Consider the following 22,617-nt stretch of genomic DNA (forward strand, 5'->3'; position numbering starts at 1 on the left):
GCGGCCGGGTCGGCGGCCGGGTTCGCGGCCGGGTCGGCGGCCGGGTCGCCATCGGGCTCGGCGGCGCGCGGCCTGGCACGCGTGCCGTCGTAGGCGGCGTAATGGGCCGCGATCCACGCGCCGTACGAGTGGCCGGCAAGTTCCACCGGGCCGGCGGCCAACCCGTCGAGGAGTGCGTCCAGCCAGCCCATCAGGTCGGCGACGGTCCGGATCGGCGCACCCTCGGCCGGCACGCTGAGCCCCGGGTCCCCCACCAGGTCCACCGCGTGCACCCGGTGCGTGTGCGCGAGCCCGGCGGCGACCGCCGCGCCCCAGACCGTGGAGGTCGCCCCGCCGCCGGGCAGCAGGACGAGCGGCGGGGCGTCGGCGGGACCGGCGCTGTTGACGTGGGTCAGGCCGTAGGGGGTGGGGAGTTCGGTGCGCTCGACGGGGCCGGGCCAGTCGGCCAGCACCGCGTCGTACGCCGTGCGGAACGCCGTACGGGTCGGCGGCGCCGCATCGGTCGACGCCGTACGGAGTTCTGCGCGGGTCTCGGTGTGGTGGTGTGCCATGGCTGGTCCCCCAATACCTCGCTGGGCGATAATCTCGCTCAGCGAGAGATACTAGAGGGAGGCGGTATGGACGACAACCGGGAGCAGCTGGTGCACCTGCTGCGTGCGGTGACGGTGGAATTCGGGCTGCGGCAGAGCGAGTTCGCTGCCCGCAACGGCATGCACCCCACCGACGTACGGGCCCTGATCTGCCTGCTCGACGCGGACCGCGCGGGCGAGGCGGCCACCGCCGGTCTGCTGGGGAGCCGGCTCGCGCTCAACTCCGCCGGGACCACCGCCGTCATCGACCGCCTGGAACGCCTGGGCCATGTGGCGCGCGTGCGCGACGAACGCGACCGGCGGCGCGTGCTGCTGCGCGTGACGCCGGAGGCGGTGCGGCTGGGCCGGGACTTCTTCGGTCCGCTGATCGACGGCCTGCTGGACCTCGCCGACACCCTCGACGCGGCCGAACGGGCCACCGTCCACCGTTTCCTGACGGGTGCGCGCACCGTCTTCGAGACCCGGAAGCCCCCGGCCGGACCCCGGGCATAGGGTCCCCCGCATGACCCCTTCCGAGACCCCGACCAGCTCCGACTCCAGCTGCGACTCCGGCTCCAGCTGCGACTCGGGCTCCGACTCCGGCTCCGGCTCCGGCTCCGCACCCGCCCCCACGGCAGGCCGTGCCGCCCCGGCCGCCGCCTCCCCCGGTCTCGACCTGCATCTAATCCTCCCCGCGCACGGCGCCCGCCGTACGGCCCTCGCCCAGGCGCTGCGGGAAGCGGTCCGCAGCGGGCGGTTGGCCGGGGGGACCCGGCTGCCGCCCTACCGCGCGCTCGCCGCCGACCTCGGCGTGGCCCGCAACGTGGTCGCCCACGCGTACGGCGAACTGGTCGCGGAGGGCTGGTTCACCGCCCGCCAAGGCTCCGGAACCCGGGTCGCCGAGGGCCTCGCCAGGGCGCACGCCAACGCCGCCGCACCCGCCCGGCCCGGACCGGAACGCCCCGCATCCGCACGGCCCGCCCCGGCGAGCGCCACCCCGCCCCGCCCAGGCCTCGACCTCGACTTCGACCTCGACCTCACCCAAGGCAAGCCCGACGCCGCCGCCTTCCCCCGTACCGCCTGGGCCGCCGCCACCCGCCGGGCCCTCGCGGCCGCCCCGGCCGAGGCCTTCGGGCCTCAGGGCCCGCACGGGCGGCCCGAGTTGCGCCGGGCGCTGGCCGAGTACCTGGCCCGGGCGCGCGGGGTCCGTACCACCCCGGCGCGCATCGTGGTCTGCTCCGGCTTCGCCAACGCCCTGCGGTTGCTGGCCTCGGTCCGGCCGCGCGACTGGGCGGTGGAGGAGTACGGCCTCCCCTTCCACCACTCCCTCCTCGCCGCGGCCGGCGTCCGCCCGCACCTGCTGCCCGTCGACGGCGGCGGCGCCCGTACGGAGGCCCTGGCGGGCGACGCCGGGCGGCGGGCGAGGACGGCCCTGCTGACCCCCGCGCACCAGTTCCCGCTGGGCGGCCCGATGCTCGCGGCCCGGCGCATGGCGGCCGTCGAGTGGGCCCGCGCGTCATCGGGTCGGCTGCTGGTGGAGGACGACTACGACGGCGAGTTCCGCTACGACCGCAAGCCGGTGGGGGCGTTGCAAGGCCTGGCCCCGGGCCAGGTCGCGTACGCGGGCTCGGTCAGCAAGAGCCTGTCCCCCGCGCTGCGCCTGGGCTGGCTGGTCCTGCCGGACGACGCCCTGGTCGAGCAGGTCCTCACGGCGAAGGGCGAGCGCGAGTCGTGGGCGAGTGCCGTGGACCAGCTGACGCTGGCCGAGTTCCTGGACAGCGGCGCGTACGACCGGCACGTACGCCGCATGCGACGTAACTACCACGACCGCCGGGACCGCCTGGTCGCCGCCCTCGCCACCACCGCGCCCGCCGGCGCGTCCGTCACCGGCATCTCGGCGGGGCTGCACGCCGTCGTCGAACTGCCGCCGGGCACCGAGTCCGCCGCGCTGGCCGAGGCGCGCGCGGCGGGACTGGCGCTGGACGGGCTGTCCGGCTACCGGCATCCGGGGGCGGACGGGCCGGTGCGCGAGGGACTCGTGGTGGGGTACGCCGCCCTCCCGGACCGCGCCTTCGACCGGGCCCTGCCGCTCCTGGTTCGCGCGGTCCGCCGCGCGGCCCGTCCCCGCCGGCCCGTCCCCGCCGGCCCGGTTCCGCCGGCGACCCCGTAGGGTGGAACGGGGCAAAAGGGATGTAATCGACAGGTAAGGACGCGACACGCCGTGAACGCCCAGCAGCCGCCGGCCGCCTCTTCGCCCCGCCCCGATCCCGGCCCCGGCCCCGGCCCCGACCCCGACACCAGCCCCGGCACGCCCCCCACCACCCCCGCGCCCCCGTCGGCGCACCGGCACCGCCGGGGCCGGGCCGACTGGATGTTCGGCGGGGTCTACGGCACCGTGCTGGCCAGCGCCCTGCTGGCCGCGCTCGAACAGGAGGGCGGGGAGTACACCCCCTTCTACGACGCCGCCTGGGTCCTGGTGACGGCGGTGGCGGCCGGGCTGGCGCACGGCTACGCGCACCACATGGCCACCCATGAGCACGGGTCCGCCGGCCACCGCTGGCTGGTACTGCTGCGGGCCGTGTGGCACGAGTGGCCGGTGATCGCGGCCACCGCGCCCTCGGTCCTGCTGCTCGTCCTGTCCGGGTTCGCGGGGTGGAAGGAGTCCGCGGTGACCGCCGTGGGGCTGGGCCTCAACACGGCCCTGCTCTTCGGCTGGGGCACCCTGGTGGCCCGGCGGCTCGGCTACCGGCCCGGGCGGGCCCTGCTGATCGGCGCCGCGGACGCGACGATCGGCCTCGCGATCATCGTGGCCAACGCGGTCCTCAAGTAGCCGCGGCCCCCGAGCAAGCGCGGTCCTCAAGCAAGCACGGTCCTCAAGAGAGTGCTGTGGGAAGCGCCTTCACCGTGGCTGACCTGCTCGTTTCCCATCCCCGGGGCTCCTCGCCTCCGATGGCGGTCCACACCTGGTCCGCTGGGCCCGAAACATGGGTTCTACCGCTGTGGCCCTTGGCAGAAGAGTATTCCGCCCAGGCAGGTGACACGGAATGCACCCTCCGCTTGAATGGTCTCGTTGACTCGCTCTCGAGCGCGCTCGATCGTCTCCCGGAACGGAACGCCCATCTTGTCGGCCCAGGCTTCGTACGAGGCCAAGTGCGCGACGACCGGTTCAGCGTCGGTCACCTCGATCACCCCGGGAAGCGGGATCGTGCGGATCTCGCCGAAGACCGTACTGAGGATCGCCGGCGCGTCCTCCAGGGTAAAGCGGGCAGACAACTGCACTCGGGCCGGGCCCTCCTGGATGCCCAGCACATCGCCCGCGGCCTGGCGCCAAAGGTGCTCCAGTTCCCGCTTGTCGGTCTGACTGTTCGTGGAGACGATCGCGATGCCGCCGGGTGCCAGTACGCGGCCCAGCTCCCGCACGGCCTGGGCCTGGTCCTCGACGTGGTACAGCATGTGCAGCGCGAGGACCGCGCTGAGGGCGCCATCGGCGATGGGAAGCTGTTGGACGTCCGCGACGACGGCTCCCGGGATGGCGCCGAGGATGCCGTGAGAGACGTCCATGGGGAGCACGGCCAGGTCGGGACGGTCCTCCCGCACCCGGGCGACGAACTTCCCGTTGCCACAACCCACGTCCGCGACCGCGCCGCGTATGCCGGCCAGTTCGTTCACGACAATGCCCGGAAGGTCGTGGCGCGGGGTCTGCCACTGGTAGAGGGACTGGCGGGCGGCCAGGTGCTGACCCGTGCCATATGCCTTGGTCGAAAGAAGGCTGCGGTCGGTGACCAAATGGTCATGCGTGGGCTGGGTGGTCATGGGGGCTCCGTGGGGTTGCTGGCGAGAGCGGGCCGGACGGTCACCTCGTGAATGTGCGCGCGGAGATCGACCGCCGACTGTGCGCCACGGTACGGCTCGCTTCCGAGGAGCGCGGCCAGATTGCGAAGCCTGATGGTGATGCTCGCCGTGTATCCCTCGGCGGTGAACACCTCCGGCCAGCAGGGTGGTGCCGGCGTAGGCCCACTGCTTGGCCTCGGGAAACGAGAAGACCCCGGGCAACTCGTCGGGTCCCGCAGCACCCCGTGCCTCATGGGCCAGTGCAAGTATCCGCAGCGCACTGTGCTTGTCCCCGTCGGCTGCGCGGGCACGTGCCTCCAAGCTCAGCAGCCGGGCCTTGATCGTTCCCGGACCGGGGCCTCGACCCTCGCTCTGCCCGGCCTGCGCAAGGTCTCCTGCCCGCCGGTAGTCCCCCGCCCAGTAAGCGGCCAGTGACTGGAACGACCGTGCCCATGCGCGTAACTGTGAGTGCTCCGAGATCTCCGCGCACTGCACCACAGTGCGGGCATGCGTAGCTGCGGCGGAGCGGTCCCCCAGGTCGAGCGACACATGCGCCGCGAGACCGGATAGCCACCCCGCGACCACGTACAGGTGACGGGTCTGACTGGGGTGCTGTCGGCCCTCCAGTAACCGGAACACCTCAGTACGAGCCGTGCGAATCTCCGGGACCAGAAGAGGCAGAGGCCGGCTGACGAAGTCCCGAGCGAGTCGTTCAACGTCAGCGTCGAACTGCTCCAGTACGAGGGCGTTGACGTTGGTCTCCGCCGCGTACCGAGCCAGCCGGGCAGACAGCTCCGTATCGGCGGCCAGGGATCGGACATCATCGGCCGGTGCCTCTGCGGTCACCTTCTCTCCCGGTGCGGCGGACCCCTTCGGATAGAGGCCCAGCTCCGCCTCGCTGGTGACCTGGAACACCGCGCACAGGGCTGCCCTGTAGTCGCCGGAGGGCCACGTGATGGCTCCACGCTCAAGGCGGGACACCCAGTTCGCATCGAGCTCCGGATTGCGCCCGGTGGCGACCTGGACCTGAGCGCACACGCGCTCCGCAACCTGGGTCTGAGTCCACCGATGAGCGTTTCTGCGTCTGCGAAGAGCTTCGTTCGCCATCATCCCGCCGTCCGCTGGTCGAGTTGGGCGCCGAAAGCGTAGCCGCAATCCGCCTACTGAGTGCCTACAACCTGCCTAGCGGAATGCCCTGTTCGGGGTCTGGCCAGCGGAGTTGACTGATCTCAGCCGCCCGGAGAGGCGGCCTCCCCCTCGCAGCGGGCCGTAGGGCCGCGCCCGGTGGGGCTGGCGCCAGCAGCTCGCCGTCCTCCTGTACGTCGTCGCCGTCAGCGTCCTGGTGGTCACTCTGGCCGTGGCCGGCGACCCCGGGAGCTGATCCACAGATTTCCCGCCGGAACCCCGGTGGGACCCATCAAGGTCAGGAAGGAGTACGGGATGAACGAGAACGCTCCCACCGAGCAGAACAGCGGTCTGCTGCTCGGTGTCCGCCGCATCACCGCGGCCCGCTCGCGTGCCGAGGAAGCCTCGGACAACACGGGCGGCAAGTCGGACATGAACGACACCTGATCGACCGAGGAGACCCACGGTGATTGATTCCGCATCGTGGGCGGAGCGTCTGGGCGGGGACACGTTCCTCGCCCAGACGTGCTTCCGTGCCCACACAGTGATCCGTTCCAACGGCACCATCTTTCCCGCGCCTCTGACCTGGGACGACCTCAACGAGATCGTGGCCGCTCACCGGCTCGAACCGCCCCGGATGCGGCTCTCCCGCGCCGGGGAAGCCGTCCCCGCCACGGCGTACTCCATCCTCCGTACGAACCGACGCGGAGTGTCCTGGTACCAGCCCCAGCCTGCCGAGTTCCACGCCCGGCTCGCCGAGGGCGCGTCCCTGGTCATCGACGCGATCGACCAGATCCACCCGCCCGTCCGGCAAGCCGCGGCCGGCCTCGAACGGTTCTTCCGCACCCCCGTGCAGGTCAACGCGTACGCCTCGTGGACCGCCGAGGAAGGCTTCGGCATGCACTGGGATGACCACGACGTGGTGGTGCTCCAGCTCGAAGGCTCCAAGCGGTGGAAGATCTACGGCCCCACCCGGCAGGCGCCCGCCTGGCGCGACGTGGAAGCTCCGGAGGCGCCGACGGGTGAGCCGATCGCGGACTTCGTCCTGACGCCCGGCGACGTGCTCTATCTGCCGCGCGGTTGGTGGCACGCCGTGAGCGCCGACCAGGGCACCACATCCCTCCACCTCACCTTCGGGCTCGCCACGCAGACCGGCGCCGAGTTCCTGGGTTGGCTGTGCGACGACCTCCGGGCGAGCGTGACTGTCCGGGCGGACGTACCGCGTTTCAGCACTTCGGAGGAGCGGGCGGACTACCTGGCTGCCGTACGGAAGGACGTACTGGCCGCCCTGGACGACCCTGCGGTTCTGGACCGCTGGGAAAGGTCTCTGGACGCGACGCACCCCGGGCGCCCGCGCCTGTCACTGCCACACCTCACCGCCGTGCCTGCCGAACCGGGCATCACGGTGCAGGCCACGGTGCCCCGTGCCCGGATCGACCAGGACGACCGGGCCGTGACCTTCGCCGGGGCGGGGAACGAGTGGACCTTCGCCCTCCCCGTCGCTCCGGTCCTCCGCCTCCTCGCTGGTGGACCGCCGGCCACCCTCGCGGACCTGGCCGCCGAGTCCGATCTCACCCTCGTCCAGGTGGCGGAGGTCGTCTCCGCGCTGGTTGCCGGTCAGGCCGTCGCCGTGGTCGGGGGCTCCTCGTGACCGCTTCCCTGGGACTGGGAACGTACCGGGTGCGCGCCGTTGAACAGGCGGCTCGCACCGCGTGCGCCGACGGGCTCGTGTGGATCGACACCGCCCCCAATTACGGCAGCGCCCACCAGGCGCTCGGCCCCGTCATCGCCGACCATCCGCGCGCCATGGTGGCGACGAAGACAGGCTTCTTCGGCCCGGATGAGGGCGCTGCTGCTCTTCGAGCCGGGCTCCTCACTGCCGCCCAGGTACGGGCCGGACACAGCCTCGACCCCGGCTTCGTCCGCTGGCAGACGGAAAGGTCCCTGGCTGCTCTCGGCCGGATCGACCTCGTGTTCGTACACAACCCGGAGCACGCCGGCCTCTGTCCCTCGGAGCTTCATCCGGTGCTTCGTGATGTGTTCGCGGTGCTGGAGGAGTTCGCCGCCGCGGACCGGATCGGCGGGTACGGTGTGGCCACCTGGTCGGGGTTTCAGCACGACGCCTTCTCCGTGTCCGAACTCCTGGGCCTGGCAATCGAGGCTGCTGGTTCGGGTGAACATCATCTGCGGGCCGTCCAACAGCCGGTCAGCCTCGTCATGGCAAGGCCGATCGCCCTAGCCCTCGACGGCCGGGGCCCCCTGGTCCTGGCGCGTGCGGCGGGCCTGATCACCTTCGGCTCCTCGCCTCTGCACGGCGGCGAACTGCCCGGTCTCGTCACGCCTGAACTCGCCGAGTTCATCCGCCCGGGGGCCTCGCCGGGCACCGCCTGTCTCCTCGCTGCGGCCTCCTGCCCGAGCCTGGACGTGGTACTGCTGTCTGCGGGCAACGCGCCCCATTGGGCCGCTGCCAAGGCCACCGTTGCCGCCCCGCTCGATCCGGGCCACCTCAGGAAGGTCACCGATGTACTCGCCCAAGGATGAGACCACCAGGGCACGCATGGAGGACGCCCTGGCCCACGCTGCTGCCCACCTCTCCACCACGGCGACGGGGGCGCCGGCCTGGGGATGGCTCGGCCGCACCATCGGCAGTCGCACCGGGGGCGGCCACTGGCTCCGCGTCCACTGCGGCGAGGCAGCCAAGACCCCTACCGTCCGGAACGAGGGAATCGCCCTTGCCGAGGAACGGGTGTCCGGCAAGGTGTCCCGCCCGCACCTCCACGACCTGTACCGCTGGGACGGAGGCGAGTACGTCTTCGAAGCGGAGCTGATCGACTACATCGCCCAGCCCGTCATCTCGCCGGAAACGCCCGACCTCACCGAGGATCCGGGCCTGCCGGACTCCTGGTGGACGACCCTGCGGGAGAGTCTGGACGCCCTCAGCACCGCCGAACCGCCCCGCGAGACCATCCGCCAGTCCTGGGCCGACCGGGTGTTCCCCGAGTTCCTGGGGATCCCCGCCCCGGCCATCACCGAACGGGTCACCGGGCACGCCGACCTCCAGTGGGCCAACCTCACGCATGACCCGCTCGTCATCCTGGACTGGGAGCGATGGGGCGCCGTACCCGTTGGCTACGACCCCGCGATGCTCTACGTGAACAGCCTCCGCGTCCCCGCCGTCGCTGACCGCATCCGTGCCGAGTTCACCCACGTCCTCGACACCCCTGCCGGCCGGATCGGCGAGCAGATCGCCCTTGCCGAGATGCTCCAGGCTGTGGGCCGTGGCTGGTACGTCGAGCTGGCCCCGTACCTCCTCGACCGCGCCGAAGGGCTGACGGGGATGCGACCGACACTGCTTGCAAGGCCCGAGGCCAAGTAGTTACGGCCCCAGGAAGTCCCTGAGCAGAGCGACGACCACGACGCCGACGCCGACCGCGGTTCAACTTCAACGAGCGGTCCTCAAGTAGCCACGTAAGCCTCCGCTCCCGCCCCAGACCCAGACCCGGCCCCCGCCACGGCCCCCGCCCCGGCCCCGGCGCCCGCCCCCGCCAACTGCTCCTCCGCCTCCGCCAGGATCTCCGTCAGCCGCAGCCCGAAGGCCGCCCCCCGCGGGTCGGGCTTCCGTGTGCGGGCCGACTCCAGCAGGGCGTCGACGGCGCGGCCGTACGCGCCCGGTACGTCGCTCCAGCCGGGCAGCCCGAACACGCCCTCCGCCCCGCGCAGCTCCAGCCCCACTCCGGCGGCGGCCCGCGGCGCACCCAGGGAGAGCACGGCCGTGCTGGCGGCGCCGGAGCTGTGCCGCAGGGCCAGCTGGACCACGTCCGAGGGGCCCCGGGCAGCGGTCACGCCGACCACGTCGCCCAGGACCGGGATCAGCACCGACAGCGCGTGCGGGCCTACGTCCCACAGGCCGCCCTTGGCGCGGCGCCACGGCGACTCGGCGTAGGCGCTGGGCGCGCCGTCGGGCGGGAAGACCGCGCCGAGCCAGTGCGCGGCGGCCGTGAACCACCCGCCGCGCCCGGCCTGTTCCTCGACCCAGCCGGCGGTGGGCTCGGCGAAGCGCAGCGTCAGGAAGACGACGGAGGCGACGCCGGCGCGCTCCGCCGCGTCGGCCACCGCCCGGGCGTCCGCGACCGTCGTCGCGACCGGCTTGTCCAGCAGCAGGTGGCAGCCGGCCGCGGCGGCCCGGACGGCGAGCGGGGCCTGGACGTCGGGCGGCAGGGCGAAGGCCGCGACGTCACAGTCCGCGAACAGCGCGTCGGGGTCTTCGTACACCTTCACGCCGTACGTGCGCGCCAGCTCGGCCGCCGCCTCGGGGCGGCGGCCCCACACGCCGGCGAAGTCGGATCCCGCGTGTGCGGCGAGGGCGGGGGCGTGGGTGCGGTGCGCCCAGGGCCCCGTCCCGAGCAGCCCGACCCGCGGACGGGCTGCCGGACGGCCGACCGGACGGGAGGCCGAGTCAGGGGCCAGATCAAAGGCCCGACCAGAGGCCGGACCAGATACCGGACCAGAGGCCAAATCATACGAAATGCTCACGTGCTCAGTGTGCCCCACCCGGCCGGGCGCACGGCCTCGCGACCCGCACGACCGGGCCCACCTGGGGCGGAACCGCCGGTAACACGCGGTTCACACATGGGCAACGGAAGGGAAATCGCGGGCGGGCACGCTGCGGTCATCACCGCAGCAGTCGCAGTACCCGCAGAGTCTGAGGATGGGGCCCGTGAGCTACAAGGCTGAGTACATCTGGATCGACGGCACGGAGCCGACGGCGAAGCTTCGCTCGAAGACGAAGATCCTTCCCGGGGTCCCCTCCGACGGCGCGGAGCTGCCGATCTGGGGCTTCGACGGCTCCAGCACCAACCAGGCCGAGGGCCACGCCTCCGACCGCGTGCTCCAGCCGGTCTTCTCCTGCCCGGACCCGATCCGCGGCGGGAACGACGTCCTCGTCCTGTGCGAGGTCCTCAACATCGACATGACCCCGCACGAGTCGAACACCCGGGCGCTGCTGCGGCCGGTCGCGGAGAAGTTCGCCGCGCAGGAGCCGATCTTCGGCATCGAGCAGGAGTACACCTTCTTCGACGGCACCCGTCCGCTCGGCTTCCCGGTGGGCGGCTTCCCGGCCGCGCAGGGCGGCTACTACTGCGGTGTCGGCGCGGACGAGATCTTCGGCCGCGACATCGTCGAGAAGCACCTCGACCACTGCCTCACCGCGGGCCTGGACATCTCCGGCATCAACGCCGAGGTCATGCCCGGGCAGTGGGAGTTCCAGGTCGGCCCGCTGGGGCCGCTGGAGGTCGCCGACCAGCTGTGGATCGCGCGCTGGCTGCTCTACCGCACCGCCGAGGACTTCAACGTCTCCGCCACCCTCAACCCCAAGCCGGTCAAGGGTGACTGGAACGGCGCGGGCGCGCACACCAACTTCTCCACCCGCGCCATGCGCGAGGACTACGCCGCCATCATCGCCGCGTGCGAGGCACTGGGCGAGGGCAGCAAGCCGCTGGACCACGTCAAGAACTACGGCGCGGGCATCGACGAGCGCCTGACGGGCCTGCACGAGACGGCCCCGTGGAACGAGTTCAGCTACGGCGTCTCCGACCGCGGCGCCTCGGTGCGCATCCCGTGGCAGGTGGAGAAGGACGGCAAGGGCTACATCGAGGACCGCCGCCCGAACGCCAACGTCGACCCGTACGTGGTCACCCGCCTGATCGTGGACACTTGCTGCACGGGCCTGGAGAAGAACGGCCTGATCTGAGCCCGCACCCCGCCGCCCGCCGGGACGAGCCGACCGCCGGGACGAGCCGGGGACGAGCCACTGCCTGACAACGACGCCCGCCGCGCCTCCGAGCGCGGCGGGCGTCGTTGTCAGTGGCGGGTGCGAGGGTGGGCGCGCGCGGCCGGCTTCCGAGGTGTCCAGCTCTGCAGAGCGGTTGCATCCCTGACCTTGTCCGGGGGTGGCCCGGGAAACGCCCGGGGCCTATCCGACGGTCAGGCTCCGCCGATGGCCCTGTTCGACCTGTCAGCGCCGGCCGCGCAGCCTTCATTGCCGTTCGGCGGTACCTCGCCGTGCGTGGCGGTGGGACGGAACTGTTCGGGATGCGATACGGGTGACCGGTCTGGAGTGGTGCAAGCGGCTGGGCGGCTGATGGTTTGTCCTGGTTCGGGCGCGGAGTTTGGGATTCCGCTCCAGTGGATGAGACGCGCCCTGCCGTCGGCCCCGTAGATCTGCTTCAATGACGCCATGGCCAGCCACTCGTACACCACGACAGGTCGCAGCGACCTGGAGCCGTTCTGGCCGTCCCGTCAGGATCACGATTTCGACCGGGTGTGTTGCCGCGCGACGAACGCGCCGGCCCTCTGACGCCTTCCGGAACCCTCCTCCCGACCTTCCCGAAGGCCTTCGGTCTGCGCGGCACGACGACTGGATTCCCGTCTGGGTTCCCGTCTCTCTCGTCTTCTGCCGACTCCGTGTGAAAGAGCTGACCACTCATGGCGAACACCCGCTCCATCGCTTCTGCCGCCACCGCTGCGACCGCGAACGCCCCGCTCCCCTTCCCGGCCCCTCCCCGCCACCGGCTGCGCGCCGTGGACCGGGAGGAGGTGGCCCGGGTGGTGGACTTCCTGCCACCGGGCGCCACTTGGTACCCGGCCCCCCAGCACTCCCTGCCCGCGCTGCCGGGCCAGCCGCCGATGATCGGCTACCTGGTCCTCGTACCGGCGGACCAGCAGCCGCCGATCACCCTGCCGCACCACCATCCGCAGGACCGGACCCAGCCCCAGGCCCACACCCAGACCCACACGCAGCAGATCCCGCCGCAGGCCCGGCCGCCGGCGCGGACCCGGTCGACGGCGCCCGCCGCCGAGGGCGGGGGCGACGGGGGCGTCGGCGACGGGGTCGTGCGGATCGACGCGGCGCAGCGCACCGCCCAGGTGGACGGCGAGGCCCTGGACCTGACCTACCTGGAGTTCGAGCTGCTGGCCCACCTCGTGGCCCACCCGCACCGGGTGCACAGCCGGGACCAGCTGGTCACCACCGTCTGGGGCTACGGCCACGTCGGCGACGGCCGAACCGTGGACGTCCACATCGCCCGGCTGCGCCGCAAGCTCGGCGCCCGCCACCGCGGCACCATCCAGACCGTGCGCAGGGTGGGTTACAAGTACGCCCCCTGACGAACAAGCGGGCCCGCGCTCCGGGAACGGAGCGCGGGCCCACCCGCACCTGTGACGCCTACGCCTCGTACGCCGGCTAACGCGCCTCAGCAGTCGCGCCGCGGCCGCGCCGGACCGCCACCGCGCCCAGCACCACGTCGACGGCGACGAACGCCAGCAGGCTGATGCCGAGCAGCGGCACGAACCAGCCCACCACGGCCACCACCGCGGCCAGCGGCAGCAGCACCGTCACCGGCAGCTTCCGCCAGGCCCCGCGCGGCTGCGGCCGCCCGAAGGACAGCAGGCGGTCCTTGGTCGGCCGGCGCAGCCACCACATCCGGTAGCCCCAGACGACGAGGAACATCACCGCGACCGCCAGCAGGGCCAGGGCCAGCTGGTTGACCAGGCCGAACATCAGCCCCATGTGCACGTCGATACCGAAGCGGGTGAGCTTGGCCAGCACCGGGTAGTCGGCGAAGCGGAGTTCGTCCATGACCCGCCCGTCGGCCGGATCGACGGCGACCGAGTCCAGGTGCACCGGGACCTGCCGGTCCCGCTCCTTGATCACGTACCCCTTGCCCTTGGCGGGCAGCGTCACCTGCACATGGTCGGTGACCCCGGCCGCGCGGGCGGCCTCGACCGCCTTGTCCACGCCGACGTCGGCGGTGGCGGGCATGCCCGGCATCTGTGTGCCGTCGGGCATGGTGTGCCCGGCGTGCTCGTCGCCTCCGGCGCCGTGGCCGGCCCCGCCCCCGAGGGTGGCGGACACCGACGGGGTGGCCCCGCCGACCCGGTCCTGGAGCCGGCCGATGTTCTCGCCGGCGTACGTCGACCAGGTCAGGCCGGTCGCGGACAGCACGACCAGGCCGGCCGCGGACCAGAGGCCGACGGAGCCGTGCCAGGACAGGGTCCGGCGCCGCCCGGAGGCCCGGCCCTTGCGCTCGGGCAGGACCAGCTGGGCCTTGCGGGCGCGCCGGCGCCCGATCCACAGGGCGAGGCCGCCGAGTGCGACGATCCACAGCCAGCTGGCGGCGAGCTCGCTGTAGATCCGGCCGAACTCGCCGAGCTGGAGGCTGGCGTGGAACTCGCTCAGCCAGGCCCGCAGCGGCAGGGCGTCGCCGGAGGTGGTGAGCTGCCCGCGCACCTCGGCGGTGTACGGGTCGACGAAGACGGTGAGGTTCTCGTCCTCCCCGACGGTCGGGCTCTGCAGGATCACCCGGGTGGTGGCGTCCGCCTCGGGAGCGGGCCACACGCCGACGACCTTGCCGCCGGCCGGGGCCGCGTGCTGGGCGGCCTCGACCTGCTTGCCGAGCGGCAGGGCCGTGCCGCCCACCCGGTCCACGGTCAGCTCGTGCGCGTAGAGGATCTTCTCCGCCTGGAACGACAGGGCGTACAGGAAGCCGGTCGCCGCGGCGAGGAAGAGCAGCGGGGCTATGAGGAGGCCCGCGTAGAAGTGCATCCGCAGCAGCAGGGGGCGCAACGCGGCCCAGCCGCCGGCGCGTGCCGACGACGGCGCGGCGGAGGGTGAAGCCACGGCGGAGCTGGGCGTGTCGGAGCCGGACGTGTCGGTGCTGGGCGTGTCGGGATTGCCGGATTCTGCGGTGTCCGGGACGCGGGCGTCCGGTACTTCGTCAATGGCCATGGTGGTCCTATGTGTTGGCGTAGACATGGGGAAGTCGACCCCAGGTCGCGCCGGTTCGCCTTTTCAGGCGCAGGCAGGACGGCCGGGGGCCGTGGCTCGGGCGGTCGCCCGGGCCGGTGGTCCCCGCCGCACCACGGCATGGGCGTGCACCGCCCCGCGCAACGCACGCGGCGGCTCGTACCGCCGGCTCCGGCGCACCCGCGGCGGGGCGGGGCGGACCGCGACCACTCGGATCCGTACGCGGCCCACGACCCGTACGCCGAGCGCCCGCAGGGCGCGGGCCAGGCGGAAGACGGCGCTCTCGCCCCGGGCGAGCCAGAAGGCGCAGAACAGCGCGGCGAGGAGGTGCACCCCGACCATGCCGAACCCGCCGTGCCCGGCCATCCCGAGATCGGCCAGGCCGGCCAGATCGGCGAAACCGCCCAGGTCGCCGAAATCGGCCGTTCCGCCCAGGTCCGCGAGGCCGGCGGCGTCGGCCGACCCACCCGGAGCCGCCGCACCACCGAGGTCAACTCCACCGCCCGGGCCGGCCACGCCGGCCGTTTCCGCGGGCCCGGCCGCCGACGCGGCCTCTGGGGCCGCGTGCGGGTGGTGTCCGGCGTGGGCCGCGGACGCGGACGGGTTGGCGGCGGCCACCGCGTGGCCACCGTGAGCGCCCTGACCGCCGCCCCCGTGACCGCCCGCGGCACCCGCGCCGGCACCCGTACCCGCGCTTACGCCCACACCCGCGCCCTGACTGTCCGCGAAGACCAGGTGCAGCACCCCTTGGACGGCCAGCAGCGCCCCGGCGATGGACGCGGTCCCGCGTCGCCGGCCGGCCGCCAGCCAGGCGGCCCCCGCGGTCAGGCCGAAGGCGGCCAGCAGGCCGCCGGCCGGGACGTCCCGGCCCGACATGTACGCGTGCCCGAACGCCCCCAGCGCGGTGCACACAGCCGCGAACATCGCCGCCCGCGCACAGCGCAGCGGCGCCGCCGCGGCGGAGGCGCTGATGGCGGTGACCGCGGCAGGGCCGGCGGCGGTGGCGGAGCGGGGGGCGGTAGTCATGTCCACGGCCATGTTCGCACCACCCCGCCCGCCTCCCGAGCGGACCCCCTCCCGGCACGCCCGAAACCCATGGCCGATCATGATCGGGTGAATCCTTTGCTACTGGCTCCGGCCTATGCCGGCGGGGTGCAGCTCGGGGCGTACGCGCTGGAGCGGATGGACGCGCAGGAGCGCGAGCGGGTGCTGCGCAGCTGCTCGACGAACGTCGACAATCTCGCGGCCGGCCGCTGGGAGACGCTGATCAGCAGCGCCTTCGTCGTCGAGGAGCCCATGCCGCTGCCCTACGCCCTGCTGCTGCTCGCCGTCCTCGGCTACGCGGAGTACGCGTACGGCGCCTGGTGGACCGCCGGGGTCTTCCTGCTGGGGCACACCGCCGCCACGCTGCTCGTGTACGGGGCGCTGCGCGCGAGCCGGCCCGGGCCGCAGACGCGGCGGGCGCTGGACGTGGGCACCAGCTACGGGTTCAACGCGGTGCTGGGCGCCCTGACCTCGGTCCTGCCGCGCGGGGCGGTGCGGAACGCGGCCCGGGTGGGGCTGCTGGCGCTGGCCGTGCGGCCGGTGCTGCGGCGCGAGCGGACCTTCACGGATGCCGGGCACCTGGTGGCCCTGGGCATCGGGGTAGGGCTGTCGCTGGTGGCGGACCGGCTGGCGGCAGATCGGCCGGCCGCCGATTACCCTTCCCGCCCGATCCGTCGGAAAATCACCTGATACGTACCGAACGCACCGAAACCGCACCACACTGCACCGCTGGAGCCGCCACGATGACCGCCACCCCCTCCACCACCGTCGCCAATTTCCGCGACCTCGGCGGCACCCCGCTCCCGGGCGGGCGGACCGTGCGCCCCGGCCTGGCCCTGCGGTCCGGCCAGCTCGACCGGCTCGACCTCGCCGTGGACCCCGCCGTGGCCGCGTTCGGCATACGGACGGTCATCGACTTCCGCACGGCCGCGGAGCGCGCCGACCACCCCGACCGGATCCCGGAGGGCGTGCGGGTGCTGGTGTCCGACGTCCTGGCGGACCGGGTGCGCTCGGCCGGGGTGCCGGCGGCCGCGCAGCTCAAGGACCTGCTCGCGGACCCGGTGGTGGCTCAGCGGGAGCTGGGCGGCGGGCGGGTGCGGGAGCTGTTCCGCCAGACGTACCGCTCCTTCGTCAGCTCCGCCTCCGGCCAGGCCGCGTACCGCACCCTGCTCACCGAGCTGGCCGATCCGGCGTCGGGCCCGGTGCTGTTCCACTGCACTGCGGGCAAGGACCGCACGGGCTGGGCCGCGACCGTGGTCCTGGCACTGCTCGGGGCCGACGAGGAGACCCTGACGGCCGAGTACCTCTCGGTCGGACCGGCCGTCCGGCAGGCCTTCGCCCCGCTGATCGAGGGCTTCGCCGCGTCCGGCGGCGACCCGGAGATCGCGCTCTCCCTGGTGGGCGTGTTCCCGGACTACCTCGGGGCGGCGCTGGACGAGGTCGGCGTACGGTTCGGCTCGATGGAGAAGTACGTCCGCGAGGGCCTCGGAGTCCCCGACGAGACGGTCGAGGCCCTCCGCGACCACCTGATCGCCTGATCGCCCGACCACCTGATCGCCCGACCGCCTGACCGCCTGACCGACCCGCCCCACCCGACCCGCCCCACCCGACCCACTCGCCCGGCCCCCGGTTCGCCCGGTTCGCCCGGTCGGGTGACGGCCGGGCGGTGACCATCCGACCATTCGCTCGTTCTGCTGAACGTGACTGCTCCGGACACCGCCACCCGTCCTCTCGACGTCGAACAGGCCGAGGCCGCGATCGTCGAGCACTACCCCCGGCTGGTGCGGATCGCCTACCTGGTGCTGCCGCCCTCCCTCGGCCGCCACCGCCGCGTGCTCACCGCGCACGCGCTGGCCCAGCGGGCCCTCCCCCGCGGCCGCGAGTCCGGGCAGCCCCCGGCGGCCCGGGCCGGCCGCGGGGGCCGGGACACCCGGGGCAGCCGGGACACACGGGACCCGAAGGGCACCCGGAGCACCCGGGACGCCCATGTGTCGCCCCCGGTCCCCGCCCCGCGCGGCGGCGCCGATCCCGGGTACGCGTACGTCCGGCTGCGCGTGCTGCGCTCCGCCCTGGAGGCCGGGGTCCCCCTGACCTTCCGGGCCCTGCCGCGGCGCGCCCAGCTGCCGTCGCTCCTGCCGCAGGTGTGGGGGCTGCGGCTGTTCCCCCGGGCCGGCGGGGCCGAGGAGCTCGCCCTGGACCAGTGGCTGGCCACCCTCGACGGGCCCGCCCGCGCGGCATGCGTGCTGCGCGCCCTGGAACGGCTGCCCGCGGCCGAGGTGCTGAGGGTGCTGGCCGAGGCCGGCGTGGCGGACCCCGAGGCGGCCGTCGCCGGGTCCGGGGACCCGGCGCACGACGCGCTCTTCGGCTCGCCCGAGTTCGACCCGTGCGTGCTCCAGGCCCGGCCCACCGACCTGCTGCGCCGGCGCCGCCACGTCCGGGCCGGCCTGACCGCGGGGGTGGCGCTGCTGGTGTGCGGGGCGCTGCTGGGACTGCCCGGCGGGGGCTGGGGCTCCGACGGCGCCGCGGCCCCGCCGTACGCCCGTAACCCCGCCGCCGAACAGGCCCTCGATCCCGGACGGCTGCTCCGGGTGGAGCCCGCCGCCTGGCGCACGTCCTCGCGTACCGACTTCTCCGTCTGGCCGACCCGGGGCGAGCGGGCCGGCGACACCGCGCTGCTGCGCCGGGCACTCGCGGTCTGGGCCCGGCCGGGCACCTCGGTGATGGTCTCGGCCACGCCCGGCACCCCGTCCGGCCCGCCGATGGGCCCGCCGCAGCTGCTGTACGCCGGCCGGGTCGACCAGGCGGTCGTGGTGCTCCTGCACGACGGCCTGCGGGTCGTGCGCTACGCCGAGCCGGCCGCCGGCACCCGGGGCGCGGCCCTCGACTTCGCCCGGACCGACGGGGCTTCGGCGGACACGGCCGGCGCGCTGGTGCTCGGCCGGGTCGACGGCAACGTGCGCTACCTGACCGCGCCCTGGGTGACGGGCGTCGCCGTACGGGACCTGCTGGCGCCCGCGGAGAGCCCGGCCGCCCTGAAGCTCACCGCGGACGGGCTCACCCCGCCCGTCCCGAGCCCGGCCCCCACCGGCTCCTGCACGAGCTGGAACGCGCTGGCGCTCAGCTCCGCCTCCGGCACCCGGCTCGTGACGGACCTGGGCGAGCTGACCCCGGCCCGGCTGACCTCGGGCGCACCGGACGCGGTGGCGGAACCGGCCCTGGGCGACTGGTCGAAGAGCGCCTGCCTGCTGGCGTCGGCCCGTTCGCACGGCGTGCGCAGCGTCAACCTGTGGGCGTACGCGAAGCAGCAGCTGCCGGAGAACAACGGCACGGCGTCCTGGCTGTGCGCCCGGGCCGAGACCTGGCGGGGCACGGCGGACCGGGTGCAGGCACAGTTCCTCGCCCCGGGCGCGGCGGTGGCGGCCCAGGCCGCGGGCGCGGAGGGCTCGGCGGCGTGCGGCGTACGGGAGCCGCGGGCCCTGGCGGGTGTGCTGTGGAAGTCGCGCGGCGGCCAGTGGTACGTACTGGCCGGGGGCAGCCCGCAGTTCACGGCACTGGCGGTGACGGGCGGCGCGACCGGCTCGGCCCCGGGCCACCGCCTGGCGGTCAAGTCCCAGGCGGGCGCCCAGGTGGAACTGTCGGGCACCTTGACGGACGGGAGCAAGGCGGGGGTTCTGCGCTGAGGCGGCGTTCTGCGCTGAGGCGGGGCGTTCTGCGCTGAGGCGGGGCGTACTGCGCTGAGGCAGCCGCACCAGCAACGTCACAGCGGGAGTCATTGCCATTGCCATTGCCTGCTGCACGGGGCTGTTGCACGGCCGTACCCCTCAGTACATTGACGCCATGTCTAATAAGCCGCCCGCCGCTGCCCCGGCCCAGGGCACCGCCCCGGCCGCCGTGGTGTCGGAACACACAGCCCTCCACGCCCGCAACGTGTCCTTCGGCTGGGAGGACACCCCTCTGCACTGGCTGCCCGGCGATCCGTTCGCCACGCACACCATCAACGTGCTGCACCTGCTGCTGCCGGCGGGTGAGCGCTGGTTCGTGCACGTGTACAAGCAGGTGCTGCCGTACATCAAGGACGAGCAGCTGCGGGCCGACGTGGTCGGCTTCATCGGCCAGGAGGCCATGCACGCGGCCGCCCACGACGACGTCCTGCCGCACCTGAAGCGGCTCGGCCTGGACCCGACCCCGTACACGGCGCAGGTGGACTGGCTGTTCGAGAAGCTGCTGGGCGACCGCACCCTGCCGCCGGGCCGGGCCCGGGTGTGGTGGCTCAAGGAGCGGGTCGCGATGATCGCGGCGATCGAGCACTACACGGCGTTCCTGGGCAACTGGGTGCTGAACGCCGAGGAGCTGGACCGGCGGGGCGCCGACCCGGTGATGCTGGACCTGCTGCGCTGGCACGGGGCGGAGGAGGTCGAGCACCGGTCGGTGGCCTTCGACCTGTTCATGCACGTGGACGGCAGCTACCGGCGCCGGGCGCGGACCTGGGCGACCGCCTTCGCCGCGCTGGTCTTCCTGTGGCAGCGGGGCGCCCGCTTCTTCATGGAGAACGACCCGACGCTGGTGAACGGCCGGGCGTCGGTGGGCCAGTTCGTACGGGCGGGCCGGCGGGGCGTGCTCCCCTCCACCCCGGCGATGCTGAAGTCGATCCCCACCTACCTCGCCCGCACCTACCACCCCTCCCAGGAGGGTTCGACGGCGCAGGCGGCGGCGTACCTGGCCACCTCGCCGGGCGCGAACGGCGGGGTCGTCCCCGCGGACGGAGGCGCGGCCCGGTGACCCGGACGACCACGACCCTGAACGGGACGCTGACCGGGACCCTGACCGGGGCGCTGACGACCACGACCTTGAAGGTGACGGCGGTCGCGGGCGCGGCCTGGCTGGCGCGCCGCGCCCTGCGCCGCCGCATCCGCACCTCCCCGCTGTGGCCGCTGCCCGCCCTCGAAACCCCGATCTCCGGCTACTCCCCCCGCCGGCTCCTCCGCGCCCTGATCGTCTCGCGCACCGAACCGGCCGACGGCGTCGTCCAGCTCACCCTGGAGGCGGGCGACCTGCCGGCGTGGACCCCGGGCGCCCACATCGACGTCGTGCTCCCCTCGGGTCTGACCCGGCAGTACTCGCTGTGCGGCGACCCGGCCCGGGCCGGGGTCTACACGATCGCCGTCCGGCTCGTCGACGACGGCCGCGGCGGCTCGCGGGAGGTGCACGAGCACCTGGTCGAGGGCGCGGAGGTGCGCATCCGGCCCCCGCGCAACCGCTTCGAGCTGCGCCCGGCGCCCTCGTACGCCTTCGTCGCCGGCGGCATCGGCATCACCCCGATCCTGCCGATGCTCCGCGCGGCCACGACGGCGGGCGCCGACTGGACCCTCCTCTACGGCGGCCGCTCGCGCGCCTCGATGCCCTTCCTCCCCGAACTCTCGGCGTACGGCGACCGGGTCACGCTCGTCCCGGAGGACGAGGCCGGCCTGCCCGACCTGGCGGCGGCCCTGTCCGGTGTCCGCCCGGGCACCCTGGTCTACTGCTGCGGCCCGGAGCCCCTCATGGCGGCAGTCGCCGAGGCCGCCCCGGACCCGGCGGCGGTCCGCCTGGAGCGCTTCATCGCGACGGCCCCGGCCTCGGCCGCCCGCCCCTTCACGGTCACGCTCGAACGCACCGGCACCACCCTCACGGTCCCGGCGGACACCACCACCCTGGCCGCGGTCCGGGCGGCACTCCCGGACACGCCGTACTCCTGCGAACAGGGCTTCTGCGGCACGTGCCGGCACCGGGTGCTGGCGGGCGAGGTGGACCACCGCGACACCCTGCTGACCGACGACGAACGCGCGGACTCCATGCTCCTGTGCGTCTCCCGAGCGAAGGAGGACCACCTGGTCCTGGACCTTTGACCTCCGGCCTTCGGCCTTCGGGGGTCACTTGCACGGATCGCTCTTGCCACCGCCGCTACCGCCGCCACCGCCCACGAGCTCACCGGGCGCAAGGGGCGGCTCGGGCAGACACGAGCGGGCCCAGTCGCTGCGCGATTCGGCACCCTTCAGCTTGCTGCTGAAGGTGTCGGCGCGCTTGATCGCCTTGACCGGCTTGAATTTGGCCTTGCCGATGGCCTTCACGGGACGGGGGTTCTCATCCGCGGTGACGGCGGGTGGCGTGCTGGGCGCGGCGTGTGCCGGGGTGGACAGGGAGGCGCCTGCAGCGGCAACCATCGGGGCGATCAGGAGGGGGACGAGGCGAATGCTCCTGGTCATGGCCATGAGTGGGGCTCCTGGTTCCTGTGGTGGGGTCGGTGGCCGGGCTTCATGCGTGCTGCGCCGGCCGGGTGACTCCATTACGCCCCGGGCGGGCGCCGACGGTCACCGCACGGAATCCCGGGGCTTGACACGCCCGTCACGCTGCGGAAGGTGACCGGTTCCGCACGGTGCGCCATATGCGCAGCCCAGCCCGGTCGGCCGCGCCTTCGCATCCCGGACCTGCAAGTAGGGTGTCGCCATGACAACCGGGGTGCGGCGCAGGATGGGTGTCGAGGAACGGCGCCAGCAGCTGATCAGGGTGGCGCTGGAGCTGTTCAGCCAGCGGTCGCCCGACGACGTGTCGATCGACGAGATCGCGGCGGCCGCCGGGATATCGCGGCCGCTGGTCTACCACTACTTCCCCGGCAAGCTCAGCCTGTACGAGGCCGCGCTGCGGCGGGCCGCCGATGAGTTGGCCAAACGTTTCGTCGAGCCGCACGAAGGTCCCCTCGGGGCCCGGCTGTTGCGGGTCATGGGGCGGTTCTTCGCGTTCGTCGACGACCACGGGCCCGGTTTCTCCGCGCTGATGCGGGGCGGGCCCGCGGGCGGGTCCAGCCGGGCCAACGCGATGATCGACGAGGTCCGGCAGGCGGCGTACGAGCAGCTCCTCTCGCACCTGGGCATCGAGGGGAAGCCGCCGGCCCGGCTGGAGCTCGTGGTGCGCTCGTGGGTGTCGCTGGCCGAGTCGACGGCCCTGATCTGGCTGGACGGCCGGCGGATTCCGCGCGCCGAGCTGGAGTTGCAGCTCGTGCACGACTTCGCGGCGCTGGCGGCCGTGAGCGCCGTGTACGACGAGGAGATGGCGGCGATCGTGGCGCGGATGCTCGCCGGGGAGCCCGCCGACGGCCCGTTCGGGGAACTCGTGGCCCGGCTGGCGGTGTTCGCCCCAGCCCCCGCCCCAGCCCCCGCACCCGCACCCGCCCCCGCCCCCGCCCCCGGGACAGCGGCCGACGCCCGGTGA

General features: G+C 73.7%; 21 protein-coding genes and 1 pseudogene. 15 read left to right on the top strand and 7 right to left on the bottom strand.

Going from position 1 to position 22,617, the window contains the following annotated elements; genetic code table 11:
- Window positions 1-551: alpha/beta fold hydrolase (locus GPJ59_RS03645; protein WP_219664892.1), on the bottom strand; the 551-nt coding region annotated here is incomplete at its 3' end.
- 66 nt (window positions 552-617) lie between these two features.
- Here GPJ59_RS03645 and GPJ59_RS03650 point away from each other — a divergent pair.
- From GPJ59_RS03650 to GPJ59_RS03660, 3 genes are read left to right on the top strand one after another with little or no spacing between them, the layout of a single operon-like run.
- On the top strand, window positions 618-1,082 hold the full coding sequence (locus GPJ59_RS03650; protein ID WP_219664893.1) for a MarR family transcriptional regulator: 465 nt from the start codon (window positions 618-620) through the stop codon (window positions 1,080-1,082).
- 10 nt (window positions 1,083-1,092) lie between these two features.
- A complete protein-coding gene (gene pdxR, locus GPJ59_RS03655) occupies window positions 1,093-2,739 on the top strand; it encodes a MocR-like pyridoxine biosynthesis transcription factor PdxR (protein WP_219664894.1) in 1,647 nt (548 codons plus the stop codon).
- A 51-nt stretch (window positions 2,740-2,790) separates the two neighbouring features.
- Window positions 2,791-3,399, top strand: coding sequence for a hypothetical protein (locus GPJ59_RS03660; RefSeq protein WP_308120109.1), 609 nt, complete (start codon window positions 2,791-2,793; stop codon window positions 3,397-3,399).
- A 161-nt stretch (window positions 3,400-3,560) separates the two neighbouring features.
- On the opposite strand, the gene GPJ59_RS03665 is transcribed toward GPJ59_RS03660, so the two are convergent.
- Both GPJ59_RS03665 and GPJ59_RS37080 read right to left on the bottom strand, forming a co-directional pair.
- Window positions 3,561-4,382, bottom strand: a complete 822-nt coding sequence (locus GPJ59_RS03665) for a class I SAM-dependent methyltransferase (protein WP_219664895.1) — start codon at window positions 4,380-4,382, stop codon at window positions 3,561-3,563.
- A 966-nt stretch (window positions 4,383-5,348) separates the two neighbouring features.
- A pseudogene (locus GPJ59_RS37080) lies at window positions 5,349-5,510 on the bottom strand (helix-turn-helix domain-containing protein); the annotation flags it as partial.
- Window positions 5,511-5,840: 330 nt separating this feature from the next.
- Between GPJ59_RS37080 and GPJ59_RS37085 the strand changes: the two are divergent.
- From GPJ59_RS37085 to GPJ59_RS03685, 4 genes are read left to right on the top strand one after another with little or no spacing between them, the layout of a single operon-like run.
- Window positions 5,841-5,972, top strand: coding sequence for a hypothetical protein (locus tag GPJ59_RS37085; protein WP_258023810.1), 132 nt, complete (start codon window positions 5,841-5,843; stop codon window positions 5,970-5,972).
- 19 nt (window positions 5,973-5,991) lie between these two features.
- On the top strand, window positions 5,992-7,176 hold the full coding sequence (locus GPJ59_RS03675) for a cupin domain-containing protein (protein ID WP_219664896.1): 1,185 nt from the start codon (window positions 5,992-5,994) through the stop codon (window positions 7,174-7,176).
- The gene (locus GPJ59_RS03680) at window positions 7,173-8,066 is read left to right on the top strand and encodes an aldo/keto reductase (protein WP_219664897.1); all 894 of its coding nucleotides are present in this window, start codon (window positions 7,173-7,175) and stop codon (window positions 8,064-8,066) included. The genes GPJ59_RS03675 and GPJ59_RS03680 overlap by 4 nt, the downstream gene beginning before the upstream one ends.
- The gene (locus tag GPJ59_RS03685; protein WP_219664898.1) at window positions 8,047-8,901 is read left to right on the top strand and encodes a hypothetical protein; all 855 of its coding nucleotides are present in this window, start codon (window positions 8,047-8,049) and stop codon (window positions 8,899-8,901) included. Before GPJ59_RS03680 ends, GPJ59_RS03685 begins: the two co-directional genes overlap by 20 nt.
- A gap of 80 nt (window positions 8,902-8,981) precedes the next feature.
- On the opposite strand, the gene GPJ59_RS03690 is transcribed toward GPJ59_RS03685, so the two are convergent.
- Complete coding sequence (locus GPJ59_RS03690) at window positions 8,982-9,992, bottom strand: Gfo/Idh/MocA family protein (RefSeq protein ID WP_219664934.1); 1,011 nt, start codon at window positions 9,990-9,992, stop codon at window positions 8,982-8,984.
- A 250-nt stretch (window positions 9,993-10,242) separates the two neighbouring features.
- Between GPJ59_RS03690 and glnII the strand changes: the two genes are divergently transcribed.
- Window positions 10,243-11,274, top strand: coding sequence for a glutamine synthetase (gene glnII, locus GPJ59_RS03695; RefSeq protein WP_219664899.1), 1,032 nt, complete (start codon window positions 10,243-10,245; stop codon window positions 11,272-11,274).
- Between the two features lie 734 nt (window positions 11,275-12,008).
- On the top strand, window positions 12,009-12,689 hold the full coding sequence (locus tag GPJ59_RS03700; RefSeq protein WP_219664900.1) for a winged helix-turn-helix domain-containing protein: 681 nt from the start codon (window positions 12,009-12,011) through the stop codon (window positions 12,687-12,689).
- Between the two features lie 76 nt (window positions 12,690-12,765).
- Here the strand turns inward: GPJ59_RS03700 and GPJ59_RS03705 are convergent, their stop codons facing one another.
- Complete coding sequence (locus GPJ59_RS03705) at window positions 12,766-14,310, bottom strand: PepSY-associated TM helix domain-containing protein (RefSeq protein WP_219664901.1); 1,545 nt, start codon at window positions 14,308-14,310, stop codon at window positions 12,766-12,768.
- Between the two features lie 63 nt (window positions 14,311-14,373).
- The gene (locus GPJ59_RS03710) at window positions 14,374-15,354 is read right to left on the bottom strand and encodes a hypothetical protein (protein WP_219664902.1); all 981 of its coding nucleotides are present in this window, start codon (window positions 15,352-15,354) and stop codon (window positions 14,374-14,376) included.
- An 87-nt stretch (window positions 15,355-15,441) separates the two neighbouring features.
- On the opposite strand from GPJ59_RS03710, the gene GPJ59_RS03715 reads away from it, so the two are divergent.
- The 5 genes from GPJ59_RS03715 (at window position 15,442) to GPJ59_RS03735 (ending at window position 21,257) form a co-directional block, all read left to right on the top strand.
- On the top strand, window positions 15,442-16,062 hold the full coding sequence (locus GPJ59_RS03715) for a rhomboid-like protein (RefSeq protein ID WP_219664903.1): 621 nt from the start codon (window positions 15,442-15,444) through the stop codon (window positions 16,060-16,062).
- Window positions 16,063-16,115: 53 nt separating this feature from the next.
- Window positions 16,116-16,910 (top strand): tyrosine-protein phosphatase, encoded by a 795-nt coding sequence (locus GPJ59_RS03720; protein ID WP_219664904.1) that lies wholly within the window; start codon window positions 16,116-16,118, stop codon window positions 16,908-16,910.
- Between the two features lie 153 nt (window positions 16,911-17,063).
- Window positions 17,064-19,052, top strand: coding sequence for a hypothetical protein (locus GPJ59_RS03725; protein ID WP_219664935.1), 1,989 nt, complete (start codon window positions 17,064-17,066; stop codon window positions 19,050-19,052).
- Between the two features lie 157 nt (window positions 19,053-19,209).
- On the top strand, window positions 19,210-20,151 hold the full coding sequence (locus tag GPJ59_RS03730) for a metal-dependent hydrolase (RefSeq protein WP_219664905.1): 942 nt from the start codon (window positions 19,210-19,212) through the stop codon (window positions 20,149-20,151).
- Window positions 20,152-20,192: 41 nt separating this feature from the next.
- Window positions 20,193-21,257, top strand: coding sequence for a PDR/VanB family oxidoreductase (locus GPJ59_RS03735; RefSeq protein ID WP_374200778.1), 1,065 nt, complete (start codon window positions 20,193-20,195; stop codon window positions 21,255-21,257).
- Between the two features lie 24 nt (window positions 21,258-21,281).
- Here GPJ59_RS03735 and GPJ59_RS03740 read toward each other — a convergent pair whose 3' ends face one another.
- Entirely contained in the window at window positions 21,282-21,620 is a 339-nt protein-coding gene (locus GPJ59_RS03740; RefSeq protein WP_219664906.1) for a hypothetical protein, read from the bottom strand.
- Window positions 21,621-21,855: 235 nt separating this feature from the next.
- Between GPJ59_RS03740 and GPJ59_RS03745 the strand changes: the two genes are divergently transcribed.
- Window positions 21,856-22,617: a TetR/AcrR family transcriptional regulator gene (locus GPJ59_RS03745; RefSeq protein ID WP_219664907.1), complete on the top strand. Its 762-nt coding sequence runs from the start codon at window positions 21,856-21,858 to the stop codon at window positions 22,615-22,617.

The sequence above is a fragment of the Streptomyces bambusae genome (genome assembly GCF_019400985.1).
Taxonomy (GTDB): domain Bacteria; phylum Actinomycetota; class Actinomycetes; order Streptomycetales; family Streptomycetaceae; genus Streptomyces; species Streptomyces bambusae_A.

Excerpts from the sequence above, each read along its gene's own strand:
- GPJ59_RS03740 (WP_219664906.1), bottom strand. The coding sequence starts at position 21,620 with ATGGCCATGACCAGGAGCATTCGCCTCGTCCCCCTCCTGATCGCCCCG.
- GPJ59_RS03705 (WP_219664901.1), bottom strand. The coding sequence starts at position 14,310 with ATGGCCATTGACGAAGTACCGGACGCCCGCGTCCCGGACACCGCAGAA.
- GPJ59_RS03685 (WP_219664898.1), top strand. The coding sequence starts at position 8,047 with ATGTACTCGCCCAAGGATGAGACCACCAGGGCACGCATGGAGGACGCC.
- GPJ59_RS37085 (WP_258023810.1), top strand. The coding sequence starts at position 5,841 with ATGAACGAGAACGCTCCCACCGAGCAGAACAGCGGTCTGCTGCTCGGT.
- GPJ59_RS03720 (WP_219664904.1), top strand. The coding sequence starts at position 16,116 with ATGACCGCCACCCCCTCCACCACCGTCGCCAATTTCCGCGACCTCGGC.
- GPJ59_RS03665 (WP_219664895.1), bottom strand. The coding sequence starts at position 4,382 with ATGACCACCCAGCCCACGCATGACCATTTGGTCACCGACCGCAGCCTT.
- GPJ59_RS03650 (WP_219664893.1), top strand. The coding sequence starts at position 618 with ATGGACGACAACCGGGAGCAGCTGGTGCACCTGCTGCGTGCGGTGACG.
- GPJ59_RS03745 (WP_219664907.1), top strand. The coding sequence starts at position 21,856 with ATGACAACCGGGGTGCGGCGCAGGATGGGTGTCGAGGAACGGCGCCAG.
- GPJ59_RS03710 (WP_219664902.1), bottom strand. The coding sequence starts at position 15,354 with ATGACTACCGCCCCCCGCTCCGCCACCGCCGCCGGCCCTGCCGCGGTC.
- GPJ59_RS03730 (WP_219664905.1), top strand. The coding sequence starts at position 19,210 with ATGTCTAATAAGCCGCCCGCCGCTGCCCCGGCCCAGGGCACCGCCCCG.
- pdxR (WP_219664894.1), top strand. The coding sequence starts at position 1,093 with ATGACCCCTTCCGAGACCCCGACCAGCTCCGACTCCAGCTGCGACTCC.
- GPJ59_RS03700 (WP_219664900.1), top strand. The coding sequence starts at position 12,009 with ATGGCGAACACCCGCTCCATCGCTTCTGCCGCCACCGCTGCGACCGCG.